Annotated in this window: 20 protein-coding genes; 12 read left to right on the forward strand and 8 right to left on the reverse strand. The window is 69.8% G+C overall.

The window, feature by feature from the left end; all coding sequences use genetic code 11:
• Positions 1-45: 45 nt before the first annotated feature.
• Both ACZ7OH_RS03395 and ACZ7OH_RS03400 read right to left on the reverse strand, forming a co-directional pair.
• On the reverse strand, positions 46-1,428 hold the full coding sequence (locus ACZ7OH_RS03395) for an amidase (protein WP_400894317.1): 1,383 nt from the start codon (positions 1,426-1,428) through the stop codon (positions 46-48).
• Positions 1,425-2,423 (reverse strand): D-2-hydroxyacid dehydrogenase, encoded by a 999-nt coding sequence (locus ACZ7OH_RS03400; RefSeq protein WP_470279373.1) that lies wholly within the window; start codon positions 2,421-2,423, stop codon positions 1,425-1,427. The genes ACZ7OH_RS03395 and ACZ7OH_RS03400 overlap by 4 nt, the downstream gene beginning before the upstream one ends.
• A gap of 104 nt (positions 2,424-2,527) precedes the next feature.
• Between ACZ7OH_RS03400 and ACZ7OH_RS03405 the strand changes: the two genes are divergently transcribed.
• From ACZ7OH_RS03405 to ACZ7OH_RS03415, 3 genes are read left to right on the forward strand one after another with little or no spacing between them, the layout of a single operon-like run.
• Complete coding sequence (locus ACZ7OH_RS03405; protein ID WP_470279374.1) at positions 2,528-3,268, forward strand: maleate cis-trans isomerase family protein; 741 nt, start codon at positions 2,528-2,530, stop codon at positions 3,266-3,268.
• A gap of 59 nt (positions 3,269-3,327) precedes the next feature.
• Positions 3,328-4,074, forward strand: coding sequence for a maleate cis-trans isomerase family protein (locus tag ACZ7OH_RS03410; protein ID WP_400894323.1), 747 nt, complete (start codon positions 3,328-3,330; stop codon positions 4,072-4,074).
• Position 4,075: 1 nt separating this feature from the next.
• Positions 4,076-4,795 carry a GntR family transcriptional regulator gene (locus tag ACZ7OH_RS03415; RefSeq protein ID WP_470279375.1) on the forward strand — a complete coding sequence of 240 codons (720 nt, stop codon included), beginning with the start codon at positions 4,076-4,078 and terminating at the stop codon, positions 4,793-4,795.
• 181 nt (positions 4,796-4,976) lie between these two features.
• Here the strand turns inward: ACZ7OH_RS03415 and ACZ7OH_RS03420 are convergent, their stop codons facing one another.
• The 3 genes from ACZ7OH_RS03420 to ACZ7OH_RS03430 are packed head-to-tail and all read right to left on the reverse strand — an operon-like array spanning position 4,977 to position 8,019.
• On the reverse strand, positions 4,977-5,441 hold the full coding sequence (locus tag ACZ7OH_RS03420; protein ID WP_470279376.1) for a DUF4262 domain-containing protein: 465 nt from the start codon (positions 5,439-5,441) through the stop codon (positions 4,977-4,979).
• 59 nt (positions 5,442-5,500) lie between these two features.
• Complete coding sequence (locus ACZ7OH_RS03425) at positions 5,501-6,559, reverse strand: tartrate dehydrogenase (protein ID WP_470279377.1); 1,059 nt, start codon at positions 6,557-6,559, stop codon at positions 5,501-5,503.
• On the reverse strand, positions 6,556-8,019 hold the full coding sequence (locus tag ACZ7OH_RS03430; protein ID WP_470279378.1) for an NAD-dependent succinate-semialdehyde dehydrogenase: 1,464 nt from the start codon (positions 8,017-8,019) through the stop codon (positions 6,556-6,558). The genes ACZ7OH_RS03425 and ACZ7OH_RS03430 overlap by 4 nt, the downstream gene beginning before the upstream one ends.
• 92 nt (positions 8,020-8,111) lie before the next feature.
• On the opposite strand from ACZ7OH_RS03430, the gene ACZ7OH_RS03435 reads away from it, so the two are divergent.
• Together ACZ7OH_RS03435 and ACZ7OH_RS03440 are read left to right on the forward strand one after the other, a co-directional pair.
• Entirely contained in the window at positions 8,112-9,368 is a 1,257-nt protein-coding gene (locus tag ACZ7OH_RS03435; RefSeq protein WP_470279379.1) for an aspartate aminotransferase family protein, read from the forward strand.
• A gap of 2 nt (positions 9,369-9,370) precedes the next feature.
• A complete protein-coding gene (locus tag ACZ7OH_RS03440; RefSeq protein ID WP_470279380.1) occupies positions 9,371-9,868 on the forward strand; it encodes a DUF3830 family protein in 498 nt (165 codons plus the stop codon).
• A gap of 537 nt (positions 9,869-10,405) precedes the next feature.
• On the opposite strand, the gene ACZ7OH_RS03445 is transcribed toward ACZ7OH_RS03440, so the two are convergent.
• Positions 10,406-11,227 carry an aldo/keto reductase gene (locus ACZ7OH_RS03445; RefSeq protein WP_470279381.1) on the reverse strand — a complete coding sequence of 274 codons (822 nt, stop codon included), beginning with the start codon at positions 11,225-11,227 and terminating at the stop codon, positions 10,406-10,408.
• A gap of 155 nt (positions 11,228-11,382) precedes the next feature.
• Between ACZ7OH_RS03445 and ACZ7OH_RS03450 the strand changes: the two genes are divergently transcribed.
• The 6 genes from ACZ7OH_RS03450 (at position 11,383) to ACZ7OH_RS03475 (ending at position 17,802) form a co-directional block, all read left to right on the forward strand.
• Positions 11,383-12,141, forward strand: a complete 759-nt coding sequence (locus ACZ7OH_RS03450; RefSeq protein WP_470279382.1) for a PE-PPE domain-containing protein — start codon at positions 11,383-11,385, stop codon at positions 12,139-12,141.
• A gap of 140 nt (positions 12,142-12,281) precedes the next feature.
• Positions 12,282-13,667, forward strand: coding sequence for an FAD-binding oxidoreductase (locus ACZ7OH_RS03455; RefSeq protein ID WP_470279383.1), 1,386 nt, complete (start codon positions 12,282-12,284; stop codon positions 13,665-13,667).
• A gap of 5 nt (positions 13,668-13,672) precedes the next feature.
• The gene (locus ACZ7OH_RS03460; protein WP_470279583.1) at positions 13,673-15,226 is read left to right on the forward strand and encodes an acetolactate synthase large subunit; all 1,554 of its coding nucleotides are present in this window, start codon (positions 13,673-13,675) and stop codon (positions 15,224-15,226) included.
• Between the two features lie 43 nt (positions 15,227-15,269).
• Positions 15,270-16,070 carry an SAM-dependent methyltransferase gene (locus ACZ7OH_RS03465; protein WP_470279384.1) on the forward strand — a complete coding sequence of 267 codons (801 nt, stop codon included), beginning with the start codon at positions 15,270-15,272 and terminating at the stop codon, positions 16,068-16,070.
• Between the two features lie 43 nt (positions 16,071-16,113).
• Positions 16,114-16,917: an SAM-dependent methyltransferase gene (locus ACZ7OH_RS03470; RefSeq protein WP_470279385.1), complete on the forward strand. Its 804-nt coding sequence runs from the start codon at positions 16,114-16,116 to the stop codon at positions 16,915-16,917.
• 78 nt (positions 16,918-16,995) lie between these two features.
• The gene (locus tag ACZ7OH_RS03475; protein ID WP_470279386.1) at positions 16,996-17,802 is read left to right on the forward strand and encodes an SAM-dependent methyltransferase; all 807 of its coding nucleotides are present in this window, start codon (positions 16,996-16,998) and stop codon (positions 17,800-17,802) included.
• Positions 17,803-17,812: 10 nt separating this feature from the next.
• Here ACZ7OH_RS03475 and ACZ7OH_RS03480 read toward each other — a convergent pair whose 3' ends face one another.
• Positions 17,813-19,228: an MFS transporter gene (locus ACZ7OH_RS03480; RefSeq protein WP_470279387.1), complete on the reverse strand. Its 1,416-nt coding sequence runs from the start codon at positions 19,226-19,228 to the stop codon at positions 17,813-17,815.
• A gap of 85 nt (positions 19,229-19,313) precedes the next feature.
• Positions 19,314-19,586, reverse strand: a complete 273-nt coding sequence (locus ACZ7OH_RS03485) for a DUF3761 domain-containing protein (RefSeq protein ID WP_470279388.1) — start codon at positions 19,584-19,586, stop codon at positions 19,314-19,316.
• Between the two features lie 338 nt (positions 19,587-19,924).
• On the opposite strand from ACZ7OH_RS03485, the gene ACZ7OH_RS03490 reads away from it, so the two are divergent.
• On the forward strand, positions 19,925-20,158 hold the full coding sequence (locus tag ACZ7OH_RS03490; protein WP_470279389.1) for a hypothetical protein: 234 nt from the start codon (positions 19,925-19,927) through the stop codon (positions 20,156-20,158).
• Positions 20,159-20,172: the final 14 nt, after the last annotated feature.

Raw genomic sequence — 20,172 nt, forward strand, 5'->3', positions numbered from 1 at the left:
GCACAGCCTTCGCCGCCCCGGCGCGGGTTTCACCCTCACGTGTGGTCACGCCGGTGCCCAGGGCCGGACTTCCTCCAAGAGCTTCGCCACCGCGAGCACGAGGTCGTCCGAATGCCGCGGCCCGATGATCTGCAGCCCCACCGGCAGGCCCGAAGACGTGGTGCCGGCCGGGACGCTGATCGCCGGCTGCTGGGTCATGTTGAACGGGTACGTGAACGGCGTCCACTCCGGCCACTCGCTCAGCCCGCTGCCCGGCGGCACGTCGTGACCCGCTTCGAACGCCGGGATCGGGACGGTCGGCGTGATCAGCACGTCGTAGCGCGTGTGGAACTCGCCCATCAGGATGCCCAGCGCGGCGCGCTCGGCGGTCGCGTCGAGGTAGTCGCTCGCGCTCCACTTCTCGCCGAGCTCCCAGACCTTGCGCAGGCCCGGGTCCGTCCGCTCCTCCGAACCCGGCGGGAACGTGCCGAGCAGCTTCGCCGCGCCCGACGACCACAGGATGTCGAACGCCGGCTTCGGGTCGGCGAACCCCGGGTCGGTTTCCTCGATGTGCAGGCCCGCGTCGCCCAGCGCGCGCACCGCCGCCGCGACGACCTCGGCCACCTCCGGGTCGACGTCGACGTACCCGAGCGTCGGCGAGAAAGCCGCGATCAGGCCGCGCACGTCCCGCCGGACGGCCTCGCGGAACGACGCCACCGGCGGCGCCAGCGCGGCCGGGTCGCGGTGGTCGGGCAACGACAGGACGTCCAGCAGCAGCGCGGTGTCGTCCACCGAGCGCGCCATCGGGCCGGCGTGCGAGAGCGGGCCGAACGGGCTCGCCGGGAACAGCGGGATGCGGCCGTGCGTCGGCTTCAGGCCGACGATCCCGCAGAACGACGCCGGGATCCGCACCGAGCCGCCGCCGTCGGTGCCGACGGACAGTTCGCCCATCCCCGCTGCGACGGCCGCGGCGCTGCCGCCGCTCGACCCGCCCGAGGTCTTGGACGGGTCGGCGGGGTTGCGCGTGATGCCGCACAGCGGGCTGTCGGTGACGCCCTTCCACGCGATCTCGGGCGTGGTCGTCTTACCTAGTAAGACCAGCCCGGCCTCGCGCATCCGCGCAGCGACGGGACTGTCGACGTCCCACGGCTGGTCCGGGTCGATGCTCTTCGAGCCCCGGACGGTCGGCCACCCCTGCGTGAGGAACATGTCCTTGATCGAGGACGGCACGCCGTCGAGCCAGCCGATCGGGTTGCCGTCCCGCCAGCGGACCTCCGACGCCTTGGCCTGCTCCAGTGCGCGGTCGGCGTCGACGAGGCAGTACGCGTTGCACTCGCCGTCGCGGGCTTCGATGGCCTGCAGCGCGTTCTGCGTCGCCTCCACCGGTGACAGCTCACCGGTCGCGTAGGCGGCGACGAGCTCGCTGGCGGTCAGCATCCTGTCGTTCATCCGGCTCCCTGGTTCCCCGACGGCACGTAGCCGAGCGTCTTGTCGACGACATTGCGCAGCGGCTCCCCAGCCAGCCAGCGGCGGAAGTTCTCGGTGAAGACCTCGACGAGCGTGTTCCGCCAGCCGATGAAGTCGCCGGACATGTGCGGCGAGACGAGCACATCCGGCATGCTCCACAGCGGACTGTCCGGCGGCAGTGGCTCGGTGTCGAACACGTCGAGCGCGGCGCCGGCGATGGCCTTGCTTTCGAGCGCCGCGACCAGGTCGGACGTGACGACCAGCTCGCCCCGGCCCACGTTCACGAACCGCGCCGACGGTTTCATCGCGGCGAACGCGCGCGCGTCGAACATGCCCTTGGTGTGCTCGGTCAGCGGCGCGACGGCGACGACGTAGTCGGCGTGCGGCAGGAACTCCGCGAGCCGCGAGGACTCGTGCACGACGCCGAAGTCCGGATCACCCGTCCGTTCGCTACGCCCGGCGCCGCGCACCCGCATGCCGGCCGCGCGCAGCAGCCGCGCGATGGCCCGGCCGATCGGCCCGGTGCCGACGACCACCACCTCGCGTCCGGCGATCCGCTCGCTCTCGCGGTGCAGCCAGCGACCCTCGCGCTGCAGGTCGTGCGACCGCGCGAAGTCCTTCGCGAACGCCAGGACGACGCCCAGCACGTACTCCGCGATGGCATCGTCGAAGACGCCGCGCGAGTTGGTCAGGACGACGTCGCTCTCCACCAGTCCGGGGAACAGCACGGGGTCGACGCCCGCGCTCGCGATGTGCAGCCAGCGCAGACGATCGGCCGCGTACCACGCGCCCGGCACAGCCGTGGAGAGGAAGTCGTAGACGAAGAGCGCGTCGGCTCCGGACAGCGCTTCGGGCAGGCCCGCCGCGTCCGTGTAACGCACGACCGCCCTGGACTCGACAGCACGCATGTCCGGTGGGCGGTGCTCGCCACAGAGCACTGCCAGGACCGGAGCTTCCTGGTTTTCCGAGGCGATCACGTTGACACGGTAAAAGCGGCTCGTATGATTGTCAACAATCCGAGGAACGACCCCCGGAGCACCGGACGTGTCATCAAGTGCAGACGTATTCCGGAGGCTGAGCCTTGGATTTCGACTTCCTGGCGTTCGACGGCCCGCTGGCGCAACGCGGCATCGGGGTCATCGCGCCCTTCGACCTGGCGCTGGAGCGCGAGCTCTGGCGCTGGGTACCGATGGAGGTGTCCCTCCACCTCGCCCGGACGCCGTACGAGCCGGTGCCGGTCAGCATGGAGATGGCTCGCCTGGTCAGCGACAGCCACCACCTCGCCAGCGCGACCCGCGATGTGCTGCACGTCGAGCCGGAGGTCGTCGCCTACCTCTGCACGTCGGGCAGCTTCGTCAACGGCGTCGACTACGAGCGCTCGCTGACCAAGGCGATCTGCGACGCCGGCGCGCCGGACGCCGTCACCACCTCGGGCGCGCTGGCCGAGGTGCTGCACCAGCTCGACCTGCACCGCGTCTCGGTGCTGACGCCGTACGACGCCGACCTGACCCGCGCGCTGCACGACTTCCTCGCGGAGCTGAACGTCGAGACCGTCGCCAGCGACCACCTCGGGCTGGGCGGCGGTATCTGGAAGGTCAGCTACCGCACCATCGCCGAGCGCATCCTCGCCGCCGACCACGGCGAGGCCGAAGCGATCTTCGTCAGCTGCACCAACCTCCCCACGTACGACCTGATCGAGCCGCTCGAGACCGCGCTCGGCAAGCCGGTCCTGACGGCCAACCAGCTGACCATGTGGGCGTGCCTGCGCCGGATGAACCTGCCCATCGTCGGACCCGGGAAGTGGCTTCGTGACGTGTCGTGAAGGTATTCCTTGACCACCCCTCTAGGATTGTCGACAATTTGCGTCCCTCCGGAGGTTCCGTGACCACCATCGGTTTCATCTACCCCGACCACGCGGCCGAAGACGACTACCCGCTGGCCGAGCAGCTGCTCGGCGGCGCGGCCGCCGACGAGGGCGACATCCGGCTCGCGGTCGAGCACATCTACGGCACCGACAAGCACGCGGTGGCCGAACTGCTCGACCTCGGCAGCGAGAGCCGTCTCGCCGACGGTGCCGCTCAGCTCAAGAAGCACGAGCCGGACGCGGTCATCTGGGCCTGCACGAGCGGCAGCTTCGTCTACGGCTGGGACGGCGCGCGCGACCAGGCCGACCGCCTCGCCGCCGTCGCCGGGGTTCCGGCCTCCAGCACCTCCTTCGCGTTCGTGCACGCCGCGCGCGCCCTGGACGTCAAGCGGGTCGCCGTCGCCGCCAGCTACCCGGACGACATCGCCCGGCTGTTCGTGGACTTCCTCAAGGCCGGCGGCGTCGAGGTCGTCGCGATGGCCAGCGCCGACATCTTCACCGCCGCCGAAGTCGGCGCCATGCCACCGGAAGCCGTCGTCGAGCTCGCCGTGCGCCACGACCACCCGGACGCCGACGCCGTCCTCGTGCCGGACACCGCCATGCGCACCCTCGGCGAGATCAACGCCATCGAAGCCGCGCTGAAGAAGCCCGTGCTGACCGCCAACCAGGTCACGGTGTGGGAGGGCCTGCGCCTGACCGGCCAGCACCGCCTCGTCCGCTCGCTCGGCGCGCTCTTCCGGCACCTGCCGGACGGGAGCGCCTGACATGGCCCTGCCACCGGGCATGCTGCCCGAGATCGAACCGATCAGCCGCGAGTCGACGGCCGCGGTGATCGCGCGTCAGCTGCGCGACGCGATCATGACCGGCGCCCTCCCGCCCGGGACCCAGCTCGGCGAAACCGAGCTGGCCTCCCGGTTCCAGGTGTCACGGGGGCCACTCCGGGAAGCAATGCAGCACCTGGTCTCGGAAGGGCTCCTGCGCAGCGAACGGCACCGTGGGCTGTTCGTGATCGACCTCGAGCCCGGGGACGTCTACGACATCTACGCAGCTCGCTCGGCGATCGAACGCGCCGCCATGCTTCGCGCCCTGCGTGGCGGCGAACGCGACCGGATCGCCGACATCCTGGAGCACACCGTCACGGAGATGGCGACCGCCGCGAGCGAAGACGACCCGAACGCGCTCTCCACCGCGGACCTCAGGTTCCACGAGGCCCTCATCAACGCCTCCGGCAGCAAGCGGCTCGTCCGGATGGCCCGGACGCTCCTCATCGAGACGCGGATGTGCCTCACCGCGCTGCAGAGCACCTACCAGCGGGTCGAGGAACGCGTGGAGGAGCACACGAAGCTCATCCAGGCGCTTCGCGACGGGGACGAAGATACGGCCCTGGCCCTCCTCGAGGCGCACATGGAGGACGCCGTCCAGCGGCTGGCTCCGGGGACGAGCCTGCGGGACGGGCAAGCCCCGCCGGTGCCGGGAAACGCGTGACCGGAGCGCCGGCAGCCGGGCTCCGACAGCGGACAGGCGTGATCGAAGAGTCGCCACGCGTGTCCGCACTTTCGACACGCGCAGCCGGATGGGCGGCTCGGGTACCCGGACGGAGTCCACGCGCGCGTGGACGGCAGGCACGGGTTCCGGGAAACAGCCTCGGGGCGGGGCGCACGGGCACTTAGCGGGCACGGCGCACCCCCAGGACCGGCTGGCCGCCGCGGCCGTCACGGTAGTCCGGAGACCACGGCCAGCGGCCGCACGCGTCCGGGTAGACCAGTTGCAGCGCCCGGATTTCCGGGCCGTACAGGTCGGCCGCGAACACCAGGTGCGCCGACGGTTCCGCCAGCGCGACCACCTCGATCAGCGTGCCGCCCGGCAGCGAGACGCGTTCACCCGCGGCCGGTGGCGAGCTGTCCAGGACGCGCGCGGCCGAGTCGTTGAGCAGCCTGCCGGCCGCCATGACCGGCAGGCCCGTCACGACCAGCTCGGGCAGGTCGTACCCGCTCAGGCCGATCGTGTAGGCCCATGGCGGGTACGACCCGCTGCTCTCGATCCCCTGCACCATCCAGCCGCGCTCGGCGACGCCGTCGCGAATCCGTTGCAGGTAACCGGGTCTGTCCGGGTTCTCGCAGGCAAAGCACATCGGTGGCTCCTCCCCCTCGGTGGGTGTGCGACCACCGTGCCGGAGGGCACCGACAAAAATCAGCCCAGCGCTTCGGCCACCGCCGTGCCGAGGCGTTCTGTGGTATCCGTGCCGCCGAGGTCGGGGGTGCGCACCCGGCCCTCGTCGAGCACCCGGTCCACCGCGGCCCGGATCGCTTGCGCGGCAACGGTTTCACCCAGGTGTTCGACCAGCATCGCGGCCGCCAGGATCTGCGCGACGGGGTTCGCGATCCCCTGTCCGGCGATGTCCGGAGCGCTCCCGTGGACCGCCTCGAACATCGACGGATTTTCACCCGATGGGTTGATGTTGCCGGACGGCGCCATGCCGAGGCCGCCAGTGATCGCGGCCGCGAGGTCGCTCAGGATGTCGCCGAAGAGGTTCGAGGCCACGACGACGTCGAGCCGGTCCGGCGCCTGAACCATCCGTGCGGCCAAGGCATCCACGTGCATCTGTTCACTGTGGACATCCGGGTACTCCGCCGCGACCTCGGCGAAGATCTCGTCCCAGAACGGCATGGAGTGGATAAGCCCGTTGGACTTCGTCGCCGAGCAGACGCGCGAAGACCGCGTCCGCGCAAGTTCGAAGGCGTACCGGATGATCCGTTCGACGCCGACGCGCGTGAACACCGACTCCTGCAGCACGAACTCGTCCGGCCGCCCGGCGTTGTGCCGGCCGCCGATCGCGGAGTACTCCCCTTCGGAGTTCTCGCGGACGATGACCAGCTCCAGCTCCTCGGCCTTCCGCCCGGCCAGCACGGACGTCGTGCCCGGCAACAGCCGCACCGGGCGCAGGTTGACGTACTGCTGGAACGCGCGCCGGAGCGGGATCAGCAAGCCCCACAACGAAACGTGGTCCGGAACGCCGGGGAAGCCGACCGCGCCGAGCAGGATCCCGTCGAACTCCGAGAGCTGCGCGACGCCGTCGTCCGGCATCATCGACCCGAGCTGGGCGTAACGCTCGCAGCTCCAGTCGAACTCCGTCCACTCCAACGAGAAGGCGAACAAAGCGGAAGCCCGGTCGAGGACCTTGCGGGCCTCGACCGTGACGTCCACGCCGATGCCGTCGCCGGGGATGCTCGCGATGCGGTAGGCCGTCACAGGGCCACCGCGATGTACTTGATCTCCAGGAACTCCTCGATGCCGACCGAGCCGCCCTCGCGGCCGAGCCCGGACTGCTTGATCCCGCCGAACGGCGCCGCCGGGTTCGACACGATGCCCTGGTTGAGCCCGATCATCCCGGCCTCGAGAGCTTCGGACACGCGCAGCGCGCGCTTGAGGTCGCTGGTGAAGAGGTAGGAGACGAGGCCGAACTCCGTGTCGTTGGCCTTCGCGATCGCTTCTTCCTCGGTGTCGAACGGCGTGATCGGAGCGACCGGTCCGAAGATCTCCTCGTGCGTCAGCCGCGCCTCCTGCGGGACGTCGGTGAGCACGGTGGCCTGGTAGAAGTGTCCGGGCCCGTCGACGGCGGAGCCGCCGGTCAGCACCTTCGCGCCGCGATCGGTGGCGTCCTTGACCAGCTCCTTCACCTTGTCGACAGCCTTGTCGTCGATCAGCGGGCCGACCACGACGTCCTTCTCGGTACCGCGGCCCATCGGCAGCGCCTGCATGCGCTCGGTCAGCCGCCGCGAGAACTCCTCGACGACGCCGCGCTGCACGTAGAACCGGTTCGCCGCGGTGCACGCCTCGCCGATGTTGCGCATCTTGGCCTGCATCGCGCCGTCGATGGCCGCGTCCATGTCCGCGTCGTCGAAGACCAGGAACGGCGCGTTGCCGCCCAGCTCCATCGACGTCCGCAGGATCTTGTCCGCGCACTGTTCGAGGAGCTTCCGGCCGACGCCGGTGGAGCCGGTGAAGGAGAGCTTGCGGGCGCGGCCGTCGCGGATCAGCGGTTCCATCACGCCGCCGGAGTCGCTGGTCGTGATCACGTTCAACACGCCCTCGGGCAGTCCTGCCTCGGCGAGGATGCCGGCCAGCGCGAGCATCGACAGCGGCGTCTGCGCGGCGGGCTTGATCACCGACGTGCAGCCCGCGGCGATCGCCGGGCCGATCTTGCGGGTGCCCATCGCCATCGGGAAGTTCCACGGCGTGATCAGCAGCGTCGGGCCGACCGGCTGCTTGGTGATGAGGAACCGGCCCGCACCGTTCGGAGCGATCGCGTAGCCGCCGTCGATGCGGACGGCTTCCTCGGCGAACCAGCGGAAGAACTCCGCGGCGTAGGCGATCTCACCCTTCGACTCGGCGAGCGGTTTGCCCATCTCGAGCGTCATGAGCAGCGCGAGCTCCTCCTGGCGCTTCATCAACAGCTCGTACGCCCGGCGCAGGATCTCGCCGCGCTCGCGGGGCGCCATCTTCGCGAAGTCGGCCTGCGCGGCGACGGCGGCGTCCAGCGCGGCGACGCCGTCCGCCGGCGACGCGTCCGCGACCTGGCACAGCTCCTTGCCCGTGGCCGGGTCGACCACGGGGAACGTCTTCCCGGCCTGGGCGGCGACCCACTTGCCGCCGATGAACAGTTCCTTGCCGACCGCGTCGACGACGCCGGACTCGGTGCTCGCGCTCATCCCGACTGCTCCTCACGTGTTGTCCCGAGGGCCATGCTATGGATATTGTCAACAATCGACAACCCGCTCAACCGACCAAGGAGCACGCTGCCATGGCCCAGCTATCTCCGCTGCTCAAGCAGGCAACGCCCGTCGTGGTCGACCACGGTGAAGGGGTTTACCTCTACGACGTCGACGGCAAACGCCACCTCGACTTCACCGCCGGCATCGGCGTCACGAGCACCGGGCACTGCCACCCGCACGTCGTGCGCGCGGCGCAGGAGCAGATCGGCAAGCTCGTCCACGGGCAGTACACGACGGTGATGCACAAGCCGCTGCTCGAGCTGACGAAGCGGCTCGGCGACGTCCTGCCGAGCGGGCTCGACTCGCTCTTCTACGCGAACTCGGGCAGCGAAGCCGTCGAAGCGGCGTTGCGGCTTTCGCGGCAGGCGACGAAGCGCCCGAACGTCATCGTCATGCAGGGCGGCTTCCACGGCCGGACCGTCGCGGCGGCGTCGATGACGACGTCCGGGACGCGGTTCAGCGCCGGCATCGGTCCGCTGATGGCCGGCGTGCACGTCGCGCCGTTCCCCTACGCCTACCACTACGGCTGGGACGAGCAGACCGCGACGAAGTTCGCGCTGCGCGAGCTGGACTACCTGTTCCAGACGGTCAGCGCGCCGAACGAGACCGCGGCGATCTTCGTCGAGCCGGTGCTCGGCGAAGGCGGGTACGTCCCGGCGAACACGGAGTTCATGGCGGGCCTGCGCGAGCGCGCCGACCGGCACGGCATCCTGCTCGTACTCGACGAGATCCAGACCGGCTTCGGCCGCACCGGCAAGTTCTGGGGCCACGACCACTTCGACGTCTCCCCCGACATCGTGCTCATCGCGAAGGGCCTGGCCAGCGGCTTCCCGCTGTCCGGCATCGCCGCTTCGCAGGAGCTGATGGCGAAGGCGTACCCGGGCTCGCAGGGCGGCACGTACGGCGGCAACGCCGTCTCGTGCGCGGCGGCGATCGCGACGCTCGAGGTCATCCAGCAGGAGAACCTCGTCGAGAACGCCGCCGAGCGCGGACGGCAGCTGCTCGAAGGCGCGCGCGTCATCGCAGACAAGACGCCGGCGATCGGCGAGGTGCGCGGGCTCGGGCTGCTGGTCGGCTCGGAGTTCACCACCGCGGACGGCGAGCCGGACGCCGCGACGGCCGCGGCCGCGCAGCAGACAGCGGCGAAGAACGGCCTGCTGCTGCTCACCTGCGGGCCGTACATGAACGTCGTGCGCATGGTGCCGCCGCTGGTCGTCAACGCCGAGCAGGTGGACGACGCGCTGCGCATCTGGGGCGACGTCGTCGCGTCCGTGACGGGGAGCTGAGCATGGCGCGGTACATCACGACCACCCTCGACAAGCGCGGGGTGTCCTGCCGCGCCCGCCTGCTCGACGACGAAGCACCGCGGACGTGCAAGGCCGTGTGGGACGCGTTGCCGCAGAGCGGCTCGGCCTACCACGCGAAGTACGCGCGCAACGAGGTCTACACGCTCGTGCCGCCCTTCGCGGAACCGAAGCCCGGACGCGAGAACCCGACGATCACGCCGATCCCCGGCGACGTCGTGTACTTCGGCTTCGAGGCCTGGGAGATCGGCAACCCGGCGTACGGCTACGACGACGAGAGCGAGGCGCACAGCGACCAGGGCGCGACCGACCTCGCGATCTTCTACGGGCGCAACAACCTGCTGATCAACGGCGACGCGGGCTGGGTGCCCGGCAACGTGTTCGCCACGATCGAGGAGGGCCTCGCCGAGATGGCGGCGGCCGCGCAGGACCTCTGGTTGCGGGGTGTCGAGGGCGAGACGCTCTCGTTCGCGCGAGCCTGATTTCCTTTCCTCCCAAGGGGACGCCGGGTGCGGTGACCGCACCCGGCGTCCCTTTTCGCTGTCCGCTGCCACCCGAAAGGGTGATCATCGGGAGATCACCTTTCGTGGCCGGTGATCACCGGATCGAGCTACTCACGTGCCCGTGATGCCGGATCAAGGACAGAATTACCGACAGTGATATTCCGCCTGCTTACTACCCAGAGTGGCTGACCGCCGAAACGGGGACCCCGGCATCAAACACGAACGGATTACGTGTTTAGCATGGGAAGATTCCGCGGCGGCACAATCTCTCGAAACGGCTCTTTGACAGCTCGCCAGCACAGTGAAAACCTGACTCCGCTCTCGCGAGAGCATCTCCAGGGAAACCATTTCGAATCAACAAGGAGCCGTTCCATGCAGACGTTCGCCCAGCATGCCCTCTACTGCCACGACATCATCACCGGCGCGCTGGCGCACCTGGCGCACGTTCTCGGCTGGCTCGTCTGAGCCTGACCGGAACACGACGCCCGGCCGCGGGAAACCGCGGCCGGGCCGTTTTCACGCCAACTCGGACAGACGCGCGAAATCGTCGTCGGAAAGCGTTATTCCGGCCGCGCCGCAGTTTTCTTCGAGGTGCGTGAGCGATGACGTGCCGGGAATGGGAATCACGACCGGCGAGCGTCGCAGCAACCAGGCGAGGGACACCTGAGCGGGGGTCGCTCCGAGGCCGGCCGCGACCTTTCCGAGCACCCCACCCGCCGTCGCGTGGTCACCGCGCGCGATCGGCAGCCAGGGGATGAAGGCGATCCCTTCGCGTTCGCAGTAGCCGAGGACGTTCTCGGACGCGCGGTCGGTCAGGTTGTAGCGGTTCTGCACGCTCGCAATGGGCGCGATCGCCCGCGCTTCGGCCAGTTGCGGGACGCTGACCTCGGACAAGCCGATCCGGGTGACTTTGCCTTCGTCCCGAAGCCGCGCGAGCGCGCCGATCTGGTCGGCGAGCGGGACCTGCGGGTCGAGCCGGTGCAGCTGCAGCAGGTCGAGGCGTTCGACGCGCAGGCGTCGCAGCGAGAGTTCCGCCTGCTGCCGCAGGTACTCGGGCCGGCCGAGCGGCACCCACTCACCCCGGCTCGGGCGCGCGTGTCCGCACTTCGTCGCGATGAACAGTCCCTCGTACGGGTGCAGTGCGTCGGCCAGCAGTTCCTCGTTCAGTCCCAGGTCATAGGCGTCGGCGGTGTCGAAGAACGTCACGCCGAGCTCGGCCGCGCGGCGCGCCACCGCGGCGGCGCCGTCCCGGACGTGGTCCCACTCGGTGAGCCGCATGGCGCCGAAACCCAGCCGCCGCACGGAAACGCCGTCTTCGAAGGTGTACGTCGATGTCATACCGGAAAGCTTCGCCCGGCCCGGAGTCACCCACCAGAGATTTAGTCTGAGCTAAATCCTGCTCAGTAACCGGGTGGTCACGCATTTCATCCGGATTTCATCACCCCTCCCTAACGTCCGCGGCGCAGTGATCAACTGACGGAGGGGACTGCGAAGTGAAGAGTCTGAAACGCCTATCACTGATCGGGGCGGCGGTGGCCGCGCTCGTAACCGGGTTCGTCACCACACCGGCCGCGCACGCCGAAGGCGCGCACTACTACATCCTCATCGGCGGCACCTGCAACGGGAACGCCGACCAGTACCAGGAAGCGTGGCTGCGCGGCGGGATCCGGAAGGTGGTGAACTACCCGGCCGGCGCGTCCGGGCTGCCCGGCCCCTGCGGCCAGACGCCGATGGACCAGAGCGTCGCGATCGGCCGCGAAGAGGCGAAGCGCGTCGCGCAGGACGCGTACCACGAAGATCCCGGCGGCGAATTCACGGTCGTCGGGTACTCGCAGGGCGCGATCGTCGCGAACTTCCTGCTGAACGACATCGCGGACGGCGTCGTCGACGTCGACCGGAGCCGCTTCACCGCGAAGCTCTACGCGGACCCGATGCAGCCGGTCGGACCGCCGGGACGCGGGATCAGTGCGGTGATCCCGGCAGGCGCGGGCGCACCGTCGCCGTTCGGCGGGTACGTCTCGTTCGGCCCCGGACGGACGGACTTCGGCGGGATTCCGTACATCCGCTACTGCATCCAGACCGACGGTGTCTGCCACTTCGACACGCTCGAAGCGCCGGGCGGCTACTTCGCCCAGCACTGGTGCTACGTCGAGCGCCCGATCATGGCCGACACCCTGGCCGACGGCGTGTACACGAACTCGTCGATCGAACTGCCGCGGCAGAACTGTCGTCCGCCGTGGCCGATCGGCTGAGCCGATCACTGCCGGGCGGGCGCTGTCTCGGCGTCCGCCCGGACTCGTCCGCGCAAATGTGAAAAACCTTCATGGCGGCGTACCGGCGGTACGTACTACGCTGCGGTAACCACAGCAACGGCGCGGAGGAGAGACTGTCGATGGGCGACGTGGCGGCACGGCTGGCCGAGATCGTCGGAGACAAGAACCTGCTGACCGGCGAGGCGATCTCCGAGGACTACGCGCACGATGAAGCGCTGACTGCGGAGCCACAGAAGCCTGCGTACGTCGCGAAGCCGGCAACCGCGGAAGAAGTCGCGGAGCTGCTGAAGGTCGCGACAGAGCACAACGTGCCCGTAACCGCGCGCGGTTCCGGCAGCGGACTGTCCGGCGCCGCGCGGCCACGCGAAGACGGGCTGCTGATCTCCTTCGAGCGGATGAACGCGGTCCTCGAAGTCGACACCGGGAACCACGTCGCCGTCGTCCAGCCCGGCGTCACGCTCGCCGAACTCGACGCGAAGACGGCCGAAGCCGGGCTCAGCTACACCGTCTACCCCGGCGAGCTGAGCGCGAGCGTCGGCGGGAACGTCGGCACCAACGCGGGCGGCATGCGCGCCGTCAAGTACGGCGTCACCCGGAACAACGTGCTCGGCCTGCAGGCCGTCCTGCCGACCGGCGAGATTCTCCGCACCGGCGGCAAGACGTCGAAGATCTCCACCGGCTACGACCTCACGCAGCTGATCATCGGCTCCGAAGGCACCCTCGCGCTGGCCACCGAGATCACCGTCAAGCTGCACCCGCGGCTGACGCACGGCGCCACCGTGCTCGCCCCGTTCGGCGACTTCGGCCAGGTGATGGCGGCCGTGCCGGCGATCCTCTCCAGCGGGCTCGGGCCGCACATCCTCGAGTACATCGACAACCTGACGATGGCGGCCATCGTCTACAACGAGAAGCTCGAGCTGGGCGTCCCGGACAAGATCCGCGAGACCAGCGAGGCTTACCTTGTAGTCGCTCTGGAGAACCGCGACAGCGGACGTCTGCAGGAAGACGTCGAGACGGTCGGCGAGCAGCTCGGCGAACTCGGCGCGACCGACGTCTACGTCCTCGAAGGCGGCGCGGCGCGCAAACTGATCGAAGCCCGCGAGAAAGCCTTCTGGACTGCGAAGGCAGCCGGCGCCGACGACGTGATCGACGTCGTCGTGCCGCGGACCGCCATGCCGCAGTTCATCACCAAGGCGCGCGAGCTCGCGATGGCCGCGGGCGGCGGCGCGCTCGGCTGCGGACACGCCGGCGACGGCAACGTCCACCTCGGGATCTTCTGCAAGGACGCGGACAAGCGCAAGCAGCTGCTTACCGACATCTTCGCCTACGCCATGGAACTGGGCGGCGCGATCTCCGGCGAGCACGGCCTCGGCCGCACCAAAGCGCACTACCACCAGGAACTCGAAGACCCGGCGAAGATCGAGCTGATGCGCCGGATCAAGCAGAGCTTCGACCCCGCCGGGATCCTCAACCCCGGCGTTCTCTTCCCCGAAGGAACCGCATGAGTGAGATGAACGGCGCCCAGTCCCTGATCCGCACGCTGGTCGACGCCGGCGTCGAAGTGTGCTTCGCGAACCCCGGCACGTCCGAGATGCACTTCGTCGCCGCGCTCGACACCGTCCCGGAGATGCGGGGCGTGCTCGCGCTGTTCGAAGGCGTCGTCACCGGTGCCGCCGACGGCTACGCGCGCATCGCGGACAAGCCCGCCGCGACGCTGCTGCACCTCGGCCCGGGCCTGGGCAACGGCCTGGCGAACCTGCACAACGCGCGCCGCGCGCACACGCCGATCGTGAACGTCGTCGGCGATCACGCGACCTACCACAAGCAGTACGACGCGCCGCTGGAGTCGGACATCGAGGCCATCGCGGGCTCGTTGGAAGGCTGGGTGCGTCGCTCCGAGCACACGAAGGACGTCGGGGCGGACGCAGCCGCCGCGGTCGCCGCGTCGCAGGACGCGCCCGGCCGCGTCGCCACGCTGATCCTGCCCGCGGACGCTTCGTGGGGTGACGGTGGCGAGACGTGCGCGCCCGTCCCGCCGCGCGTCCCGCAGGCTGTCGACGCCACCACCGTCAAGGACGTCGCCGCCGTGTTCGGCGCCGGCGAGCCGGTGGCGCTGCTCATCGGTGGCGGCGCGTGCCTCGAGGAAGGCCTGCGCGCGGCCAGCCGGATCGCCACCGCGACCGGCGCGAAGGTGTTCGTCGAGACCTTCCCCGCACGTCTGGAGCGCGGCGCCGGCCTACCGGCGATAGAGCGGCTCGGCTACCTCGCCGAGCAGGTCACCTACCAGCTCGACGGCATCAAGCACGTCGTCGTCGCGGGCACGAAGGCGCCGGTGTCGTTCTTCGCCTACCCGGGCAAGCCGAGCGACCTGGTGTCCGAAGGCGCGCAGGTGCACACGCTTGCGTCGGTCGGCCAGGACGTCACGCGCGCGCTGAACGAGGTCGCCGACCTCATCGCCGCGGACGCCGAACCGGTGCTGTCGCCCGCGTCGCGGCCCGCGCTGCCGAGTGGTCCGCTGACCCCGCAGAACTGGGTCGACGTCATCGGCGCGCTGCTGCCGGACAACGCGATCATCGCCGACGAGGCCAACACGTCCGGTCTGCTGCTGCCGACGGCGACGGCCGGCGCGCCGCGGCACGACGTCCTCACGCTGACCGGCGGCGCGATCGGCTACGGCATGCCGGTCGCGACCGGGGCGGCCGTCGCCGCGCCGGACCGGCCGGTGCTCAACCTGCAGTCCGACGGCAGCGCGCTGTACACGATCTCGGCGCTGTGGACGCAGGCGCGGGAGAACCTGAACGTCACGACGGTGCTGCTCAACAACCGCGCGTACGCCATCCTGCGGATGGAGCTGCAGCGCGTCGGCGCGGCGTCGGGCGGCCCGAAGGCGAACGACCTGCTCGACCTTTCGCGGCCGGACATGGACTTCGTCAAGATCGCGGAAGGCATGGGCGTCCCGGCGACGCGGGCGACCACGGCCGAGGAGCTGGCCGAGCAGCTACAGCGGGCCTTCGCCGAACCGGGCCCGCACCTCATCGACGCCGTGGTGCCGCCGCTGCTCTGAACCGGACTATTCTCCCGTCACACCTCGAGTCCGGGAGCGGCGGATGAGCGAAGACGAACACGCGAAGCGGGGCATCGACCTCGAACGGCCGAACGCGGCGCGCGTGTACGACTACATGATCGGCGGCAAGCTGAACTACGCCGTCGACCGGATGTTCGCCGACCGGATTCTGAGTGTGCTGCCGAACGCGCAGCACATGGCACTGACCAACCGGGCGTGGCTGCGCCGCGCGGCGCGGTTCGCGGCGGAGCAGGGCGTCCGGCAGTTCCTGGACATCGGCTCGGGCATGCCGACGGTCGGGCACGTGCACGAAGTCGTCCAGGCGATCGACCCCTCTGCACACGTTGTATACGTCGACAACGAGCCGATCGCGGTCGCGCACAGCGAGATCGTGCTGGAGGGCAACGACAACGCGGCGATGGTCCAGGCCGACGCCGAGTACCCGGACGAGGTGCTGGAGCACCCGACCACCGAGGCACTGCTGGACTTCAGCCAGCCGGTGATGGTCATCATGGCGGCGTTCGTGCACTTCATCCCGGACTCCCGGAACCCGGCGGGACTGATCGCGGCTTACCGCGACGTGCTCGCGCCGGGCAGCTACCTCGCGTTGTCGTCGGGCACGTGGGAAGGGCAGGGCGAGGAGTCGCAGCGCTCGGTGGCGCTGTACGAGAAGAGCGGCACGCCGCTGACGCTGCGTTCGCCCGACGAGCTGCGCGCGCTGGTGAAGGGCTTCGAAATCCTGCCGCCGGGAGTCGTGTTCACGCCGGAGTGGCGGCCGGACGAGCCGCTCGAAGACCCGCCGGAGCAGTCGGGCGGACTGGCTCTGGTCGCTCGCAAGGAGTAGCCGGCGCTATCCTCGCTGTCGCACCGACGGTGAGGGGACGGCGATGACCGACGACCACGCGAAGCGCGGGATTGACTTCGACAAGCCGAACGCGGCGCGCGTGTACGACTACCTGATCGGCGGCAAGCTCAACTACGCCATCGACCGGATGTTCGCCGAGCAGATCCTCCAGGTGCGCCCGGAGGCCAGGGAGCTGGCGTTGCTGAACCGGCGCTGGCTGCGCCGGGCGGTGCGGTTCGGCGCCGAGCAGGGCATCCGCCAGTTCCTGGACATCGGCTCCGGCATGCCGACGGTCGGACATGTGCACGAAGTCGTCCAAGCCATCGACCCCACTGCACACGTTGTATACGTCGACAACGAACCGGTCGCCGTCGCACACAGCGAGATCGTGCTGAAGGACAACGACAACGCGGAGATGGTGCAGGCCGACGCCGAGTACCCGGCGGACGTCCTCGAACACCCCACGACCGAGCGGCTGCTGGACTTCGACGAGCCGGTGATGCTGATCATGGCGGCGTTCGTGCACTTCATCCCGGACTCGCGCAACCCGGCGGGACTGATCGCGGCCTACCGCGACGCGCTCGCGCCGGGCAGCTACCTCGCGTTGTCGTCGGGCACGTTCGAGGGCCAGGGCGAGGAGGTCCGCCGCGCGGCGGAGATGTACCAGCAGAGCGGCACGGACGTCGTCGCCCGGTCGCGCGCGGAGCTGCAGGCCCTGCTGGACGGCTTCGAGCTGGTGCCGCCGGGGATCGTGTTCACGCCGGAGTGGCGTCCGGACGATCCCGCGGAGGTGGGCGAGCACCCCGAGAAGGCCAGCCAGCTCGCGCTGGTGGCGCGCAAGGCTTAGCCGCCCTCTGCAATCGGACATTCGCCGGACACGAACGACCCGCTATTCTCGCCGTCACACCGGACCGTGGAGCGGCGAATGAGTGAAGACGAGTACGCGCGGCGTGGCATCGACCTCGACAAGCCGAACCCCGCGCGCGTGTACGACTACATCCTCGGCGGCCAGCTCAACTACGCCGTCGACCGGATGTTCGCCGACCAGGTGCTCGCCGCGCAGCCGAACGCGCGGGAGCGCGCGCAGCTGAACCGGCAGTGGCTGCGCCGGGCCATCCGGTTCGGCCTGGACAACGGGATCCGGCAGTTCCTCGACATCGGCTCCGGCATGCCGACCGTCGGGCACGTCCACGAGATCGCGCACGCCGTCGACCCGACCGCCCGCGTGGTCTACGTCGACAACGAGCCGGTCGCCGTCGCGCACAGCGAGATCGTGCTCGAGGACAACGAGAACGCCGCCATGGTGCACGCCGACGCCGAGTTCCCGGACGACGTCCTCGAGCACGAGATCACCGAGATGATGCTGGACCTGGACCAGCCGGTGATGGTCGTGATGGCGCTGTTCGTGCACTTCATCCCGGACGAGCGCGACCCGGCCCGGCTGATCGCCGCCTACCGCGACGCGCTCGCGCCCGGCAGCTACCTGGCCATGTCGTCGGCGACCCCCGAGCAGCAGAGCGACGGCACCGCCCGCGCGGTCGCGATGTACCAGAAGAGCGCCAACCCGGTGACGCCCCGCACGGCCGACGAGCTGCGCGCGCTCGTGGACGGCTTCGAGATCCTCGACCCGGGCGTCGTCTTCATCCCGCAGTGGCGGCCGGACGACCCGGCGGACGTGCCGGAGAACCCGGCCGAGTGCGGCGGGCTCGCGCTGGTGGCGCGCAAGAACTAGCCGACACGAACTAGCCGACACCGACGAGTTCCGGCGCCACTCGCGTCTTCGGGACCAGTCCCGCCAGCAGCACGCCGGCAAGCGCGGCGCAGGCGGCCACGGCGAACGTCGCCCGGAAGCCGGACAGGGACGGCACCGTCAGCCCGCCGACGGTGATCGTCAGCTGGGCCAGCATCGCCGCCATCACGGCGCTCGAAACCGCCGTGCCGACCGAGCGCATCAGGGAGTTCAGGCCGTTCGCGGACGCCGTTTCGGTGACCGGTACCGAGCCCATGATCAGCGCGGGCATCGCTGCGTATGCAATGCCGACACCGGCGCCGATGAGTACCGAAGCCGTGATCAGCTCGGCCGTGTTGTCCATCAGCGCGATCGCGAACACGTACCCGAGGGCGATCACCAGCGCGCCGCACATCAGCGTCGGACGCGGGCCGAACCGGGCGATGAGCCGGGCCGACACCGGCGAGAGCAGCATCATCACCAGGCCGTTCGGGGCGAGGGCCAGACCGGACTCGACCATCGTCCGGCCCAGCCCGTAGCCGGTCGACGCGGACGCCTGCAGCAGCTGCGGGAAGGACAACGCCATCGCGTACATCGAGAACCCGACCATGATCGACGCCAGGTTCGTGAACAGCACCGGCCGGCGCGCGGACACGCGCAGGTCGACGAGCGGGTCGCGCCGGCGCAGTTGGTAGGCGCCCCAAGTGATCAGGATGACGACGGCCGCCGCGGCGAACCCCAGCGTCGGCGTGCTGGTCCAGCCCCACGTCGCGCCCTTGACCACCGGCAACAGCAGGCAGACCAGGCCGGCGGCCAGCCCGAACGCGCCGAAGTAGTCGAACGGCGCGGGGGTGCGCAGCGGCGACTCCGGCACGAACCGCATGATCAGCAGCGCGAAGAAGAGCCCGAGACCGGCGGCCATCCAGAACAGCACGTGCCAGTCGGCGTTCTCGGCGACGATCGCCGCGACCGGCAACCCGATCGCGCCGCCCACGCCGAGCGTCGCGCTCATCAGCGAGATCGCGCCGCCGACGCGTTCGGCCGGGAGCTCGTCGCGCATGATGCTGATGCCGAGCGGGATGACGCCCATCGCGCAGCCCTGCAGCCCGCGCCCGAGGATCTGGAACGCGAGCGCGCTCGTCGTCGCGGACACCACCGAGCCGGCGATGAGCAACGCGAGGCTGACGAGGATCATCCGGCGCTTGCCGTAGAGATCGCCGAGCCGTCCGCTGACCGGCGTAATGACGGACGCGGCCAGCAGCGTCACGGTGACGACCCACGACGCGTCGGCCGCCGAAGCGTTCAGCAGCCGCGGGAACACCGGGATGAGCGGCACGACCAGCGTCTGCATGAACGACGCGACCAGCCCGCACGAGGCGAGCACCACGACGATCGCGCGATCGGACCGCCCGGGACGGGACACCAGCACACCCCCGGTGTGTAGTTAGTACGCATCATGCAACTTGATGCACTGTACCTACCGGGTGGCCGCTTTCGGTCCGATTGGTGATTCGTCACAGCCAGGTGCGGACACCGCCGTGGCCGGAGCAGGTGCCGGAGCGGTGCTGGCTGTAGCTGTAGGTGCCGTCCTTGCAGAGGGCCGTGGCGCCGGACGGGTTGTCGCTGGGCCGGTGGACGCAGTTGCCGTCCGAGTTCCGGTAGGAGTCGGCACCGCACTCGGCCGGCTGCGGCGCCGCCTGCGTGGTGGTCTTCGGCGCCGCTTTGGGCTTGGCCACGGTCGTCTTCGGCGCGACGGCTTGCGCCTGCGTCGGCACAGTCGTGGCCACGGGGGCGTCGGACGTGGCGGTGGGCGTATCCGTCGTGCTCGGAGCGGAGTACGAAGGCGTTGTATACGACGTCGACGGTGCATCCAGAACTCCGACACCGCCCGGATCCTTTGCCGGCACCGAACCGACGCCACAGCCCGCGACCAGCAGGCCTGCGGCCAGGATCCACCCCCGTTTCTTTCCCACGACGACTCCTTAGCAACACCAACCAATGCCGCCTAGTCGCTGGCCCGGGAGCGTTTGTTACGACGTAGGTCTGACGCCGGAACCGTCACGGCTTGTTCGTCCGCCGCGCGATCGCGGAATGTCCGCTGCGACTGGAGGCTCGATCGCTGACAGTGCAATCGGACACCTCCGGACAGTTCCTGATCGTCGAGGCCGCAGTTCTCGCCGTGCACACGGACCCGCGCGTGGTGGTTCCGGACACCGAGCACGTCGACCCGTCGATGTGGAGCCCGCTGATCTACAACTTCCGCCACTACTTCGGCCTGGGCGCGGAACTCGGGCACAGCTTCCGCTCGGACACCGCGCGTACCGTCGAGCGCCTCGACGGATTGGGGAACCGAGCATGATCGCACGTACCTGG

The sequence above is a fragment of the Amycolatopsis sp. NPDC114478 genome, from assembly GCF_055633805.1.

What these genes read in the sequence shown, in the direction of transcription:
- ACZ7OH_RS03395 (WP_400894317.1), bottom strand. Translation starts at nt 1,428, where the DNA reads ATGAACGACAGGATGCTGACCGCCAGCGAGCTCGTCGCCGCCTACGCG.
- ACZ7OH_RS03415 (WP_470279375.1), top strand. Translation starts at nt 4,076, where the DNA reads ATGGCCCTGCCACCGGGCATGCTGCCCGAGATCGAACCGATCAGCCGC.
- ACZ7OH_RS03420 (WP_470279376.1), bottom strand. Translation starts at nt 5,441, where the DNA reads ATGTGCTTTGCCTGCGAGAACCCGGACAGACCCGGTTACCTGCAACGG.
- ACZ7OH_RS03430 (WP_470279378.1), bottom strand. Translation starts at nt 8,019, where the DNA reads ATGAGCGCGAGCACCGAGTCCGGCGTCGTCGACGCGGTCGGCAAGGAA.
- ACZ7OH_RS03435 (WP_470279379.1), top strand. Translation starts at nt 8,112, where the DNA reads ATGGCCCAGCTATCTCCGCTGCTCAAGCAGGCAACGCCCGTCGTGGTC.
- ACZ7OH_RS03440 (WP_470279380.1), top strand. Translation starts at nt 9,371, where the DNA reads ATGGCGCGGTACATCACGACCACCCTCGACAAGCGCGGGGTGTCCTGC.
- ACZ7OH_RS03445 (WP_470279381.1), bottom strand. Translation starts at nt 11,227, where the DNA reads ATGACATCGACGTACACCTTCGAAGACGGCGTTTCCGTGCGGCGGCTG.
- ACZ7OH_RS03455 (WP_470279383.1), top strand. Translation starts at nt 12,282, where the DNA reads ATGGGCGACGTGGCGGCACGGCTGGCCGAGATCGTCGGAGACAAGAAC.
- ACZ7OH_RS03460 (WP_470279583.1), top strand. Translation starts at nt 13,673, where the DNA reads ATGAACGGCGCCCAGTCCCTGATCCGCACGCTGGTCGACGCCGGCGTC.
- ACZ7OH_RS03465 (WP_470279384.1), top strand. Translation starts at nt 15,270, where the DNA reads ATGAGCGAAGACGAACACGCGAAGCGGGGCATCGACCTCGAACGGCCG.
- ACZ7OH_RS03470 (WP_470279385.1), top strand. Translation starts at nt 16,114, where the DNA reads ATGACCGACGACCACGCGAAGCGCGGGATTGACTTCGACAAGCCGAAC.
- ACZ7OH_RS03475 (WP_470279386.1), top strand. Translation starts at nt 16,996, where the DNA reads ATGAGTGAAGACGAGTACGCGCGGCGTGGCATCGACCTCGACAAGCCG.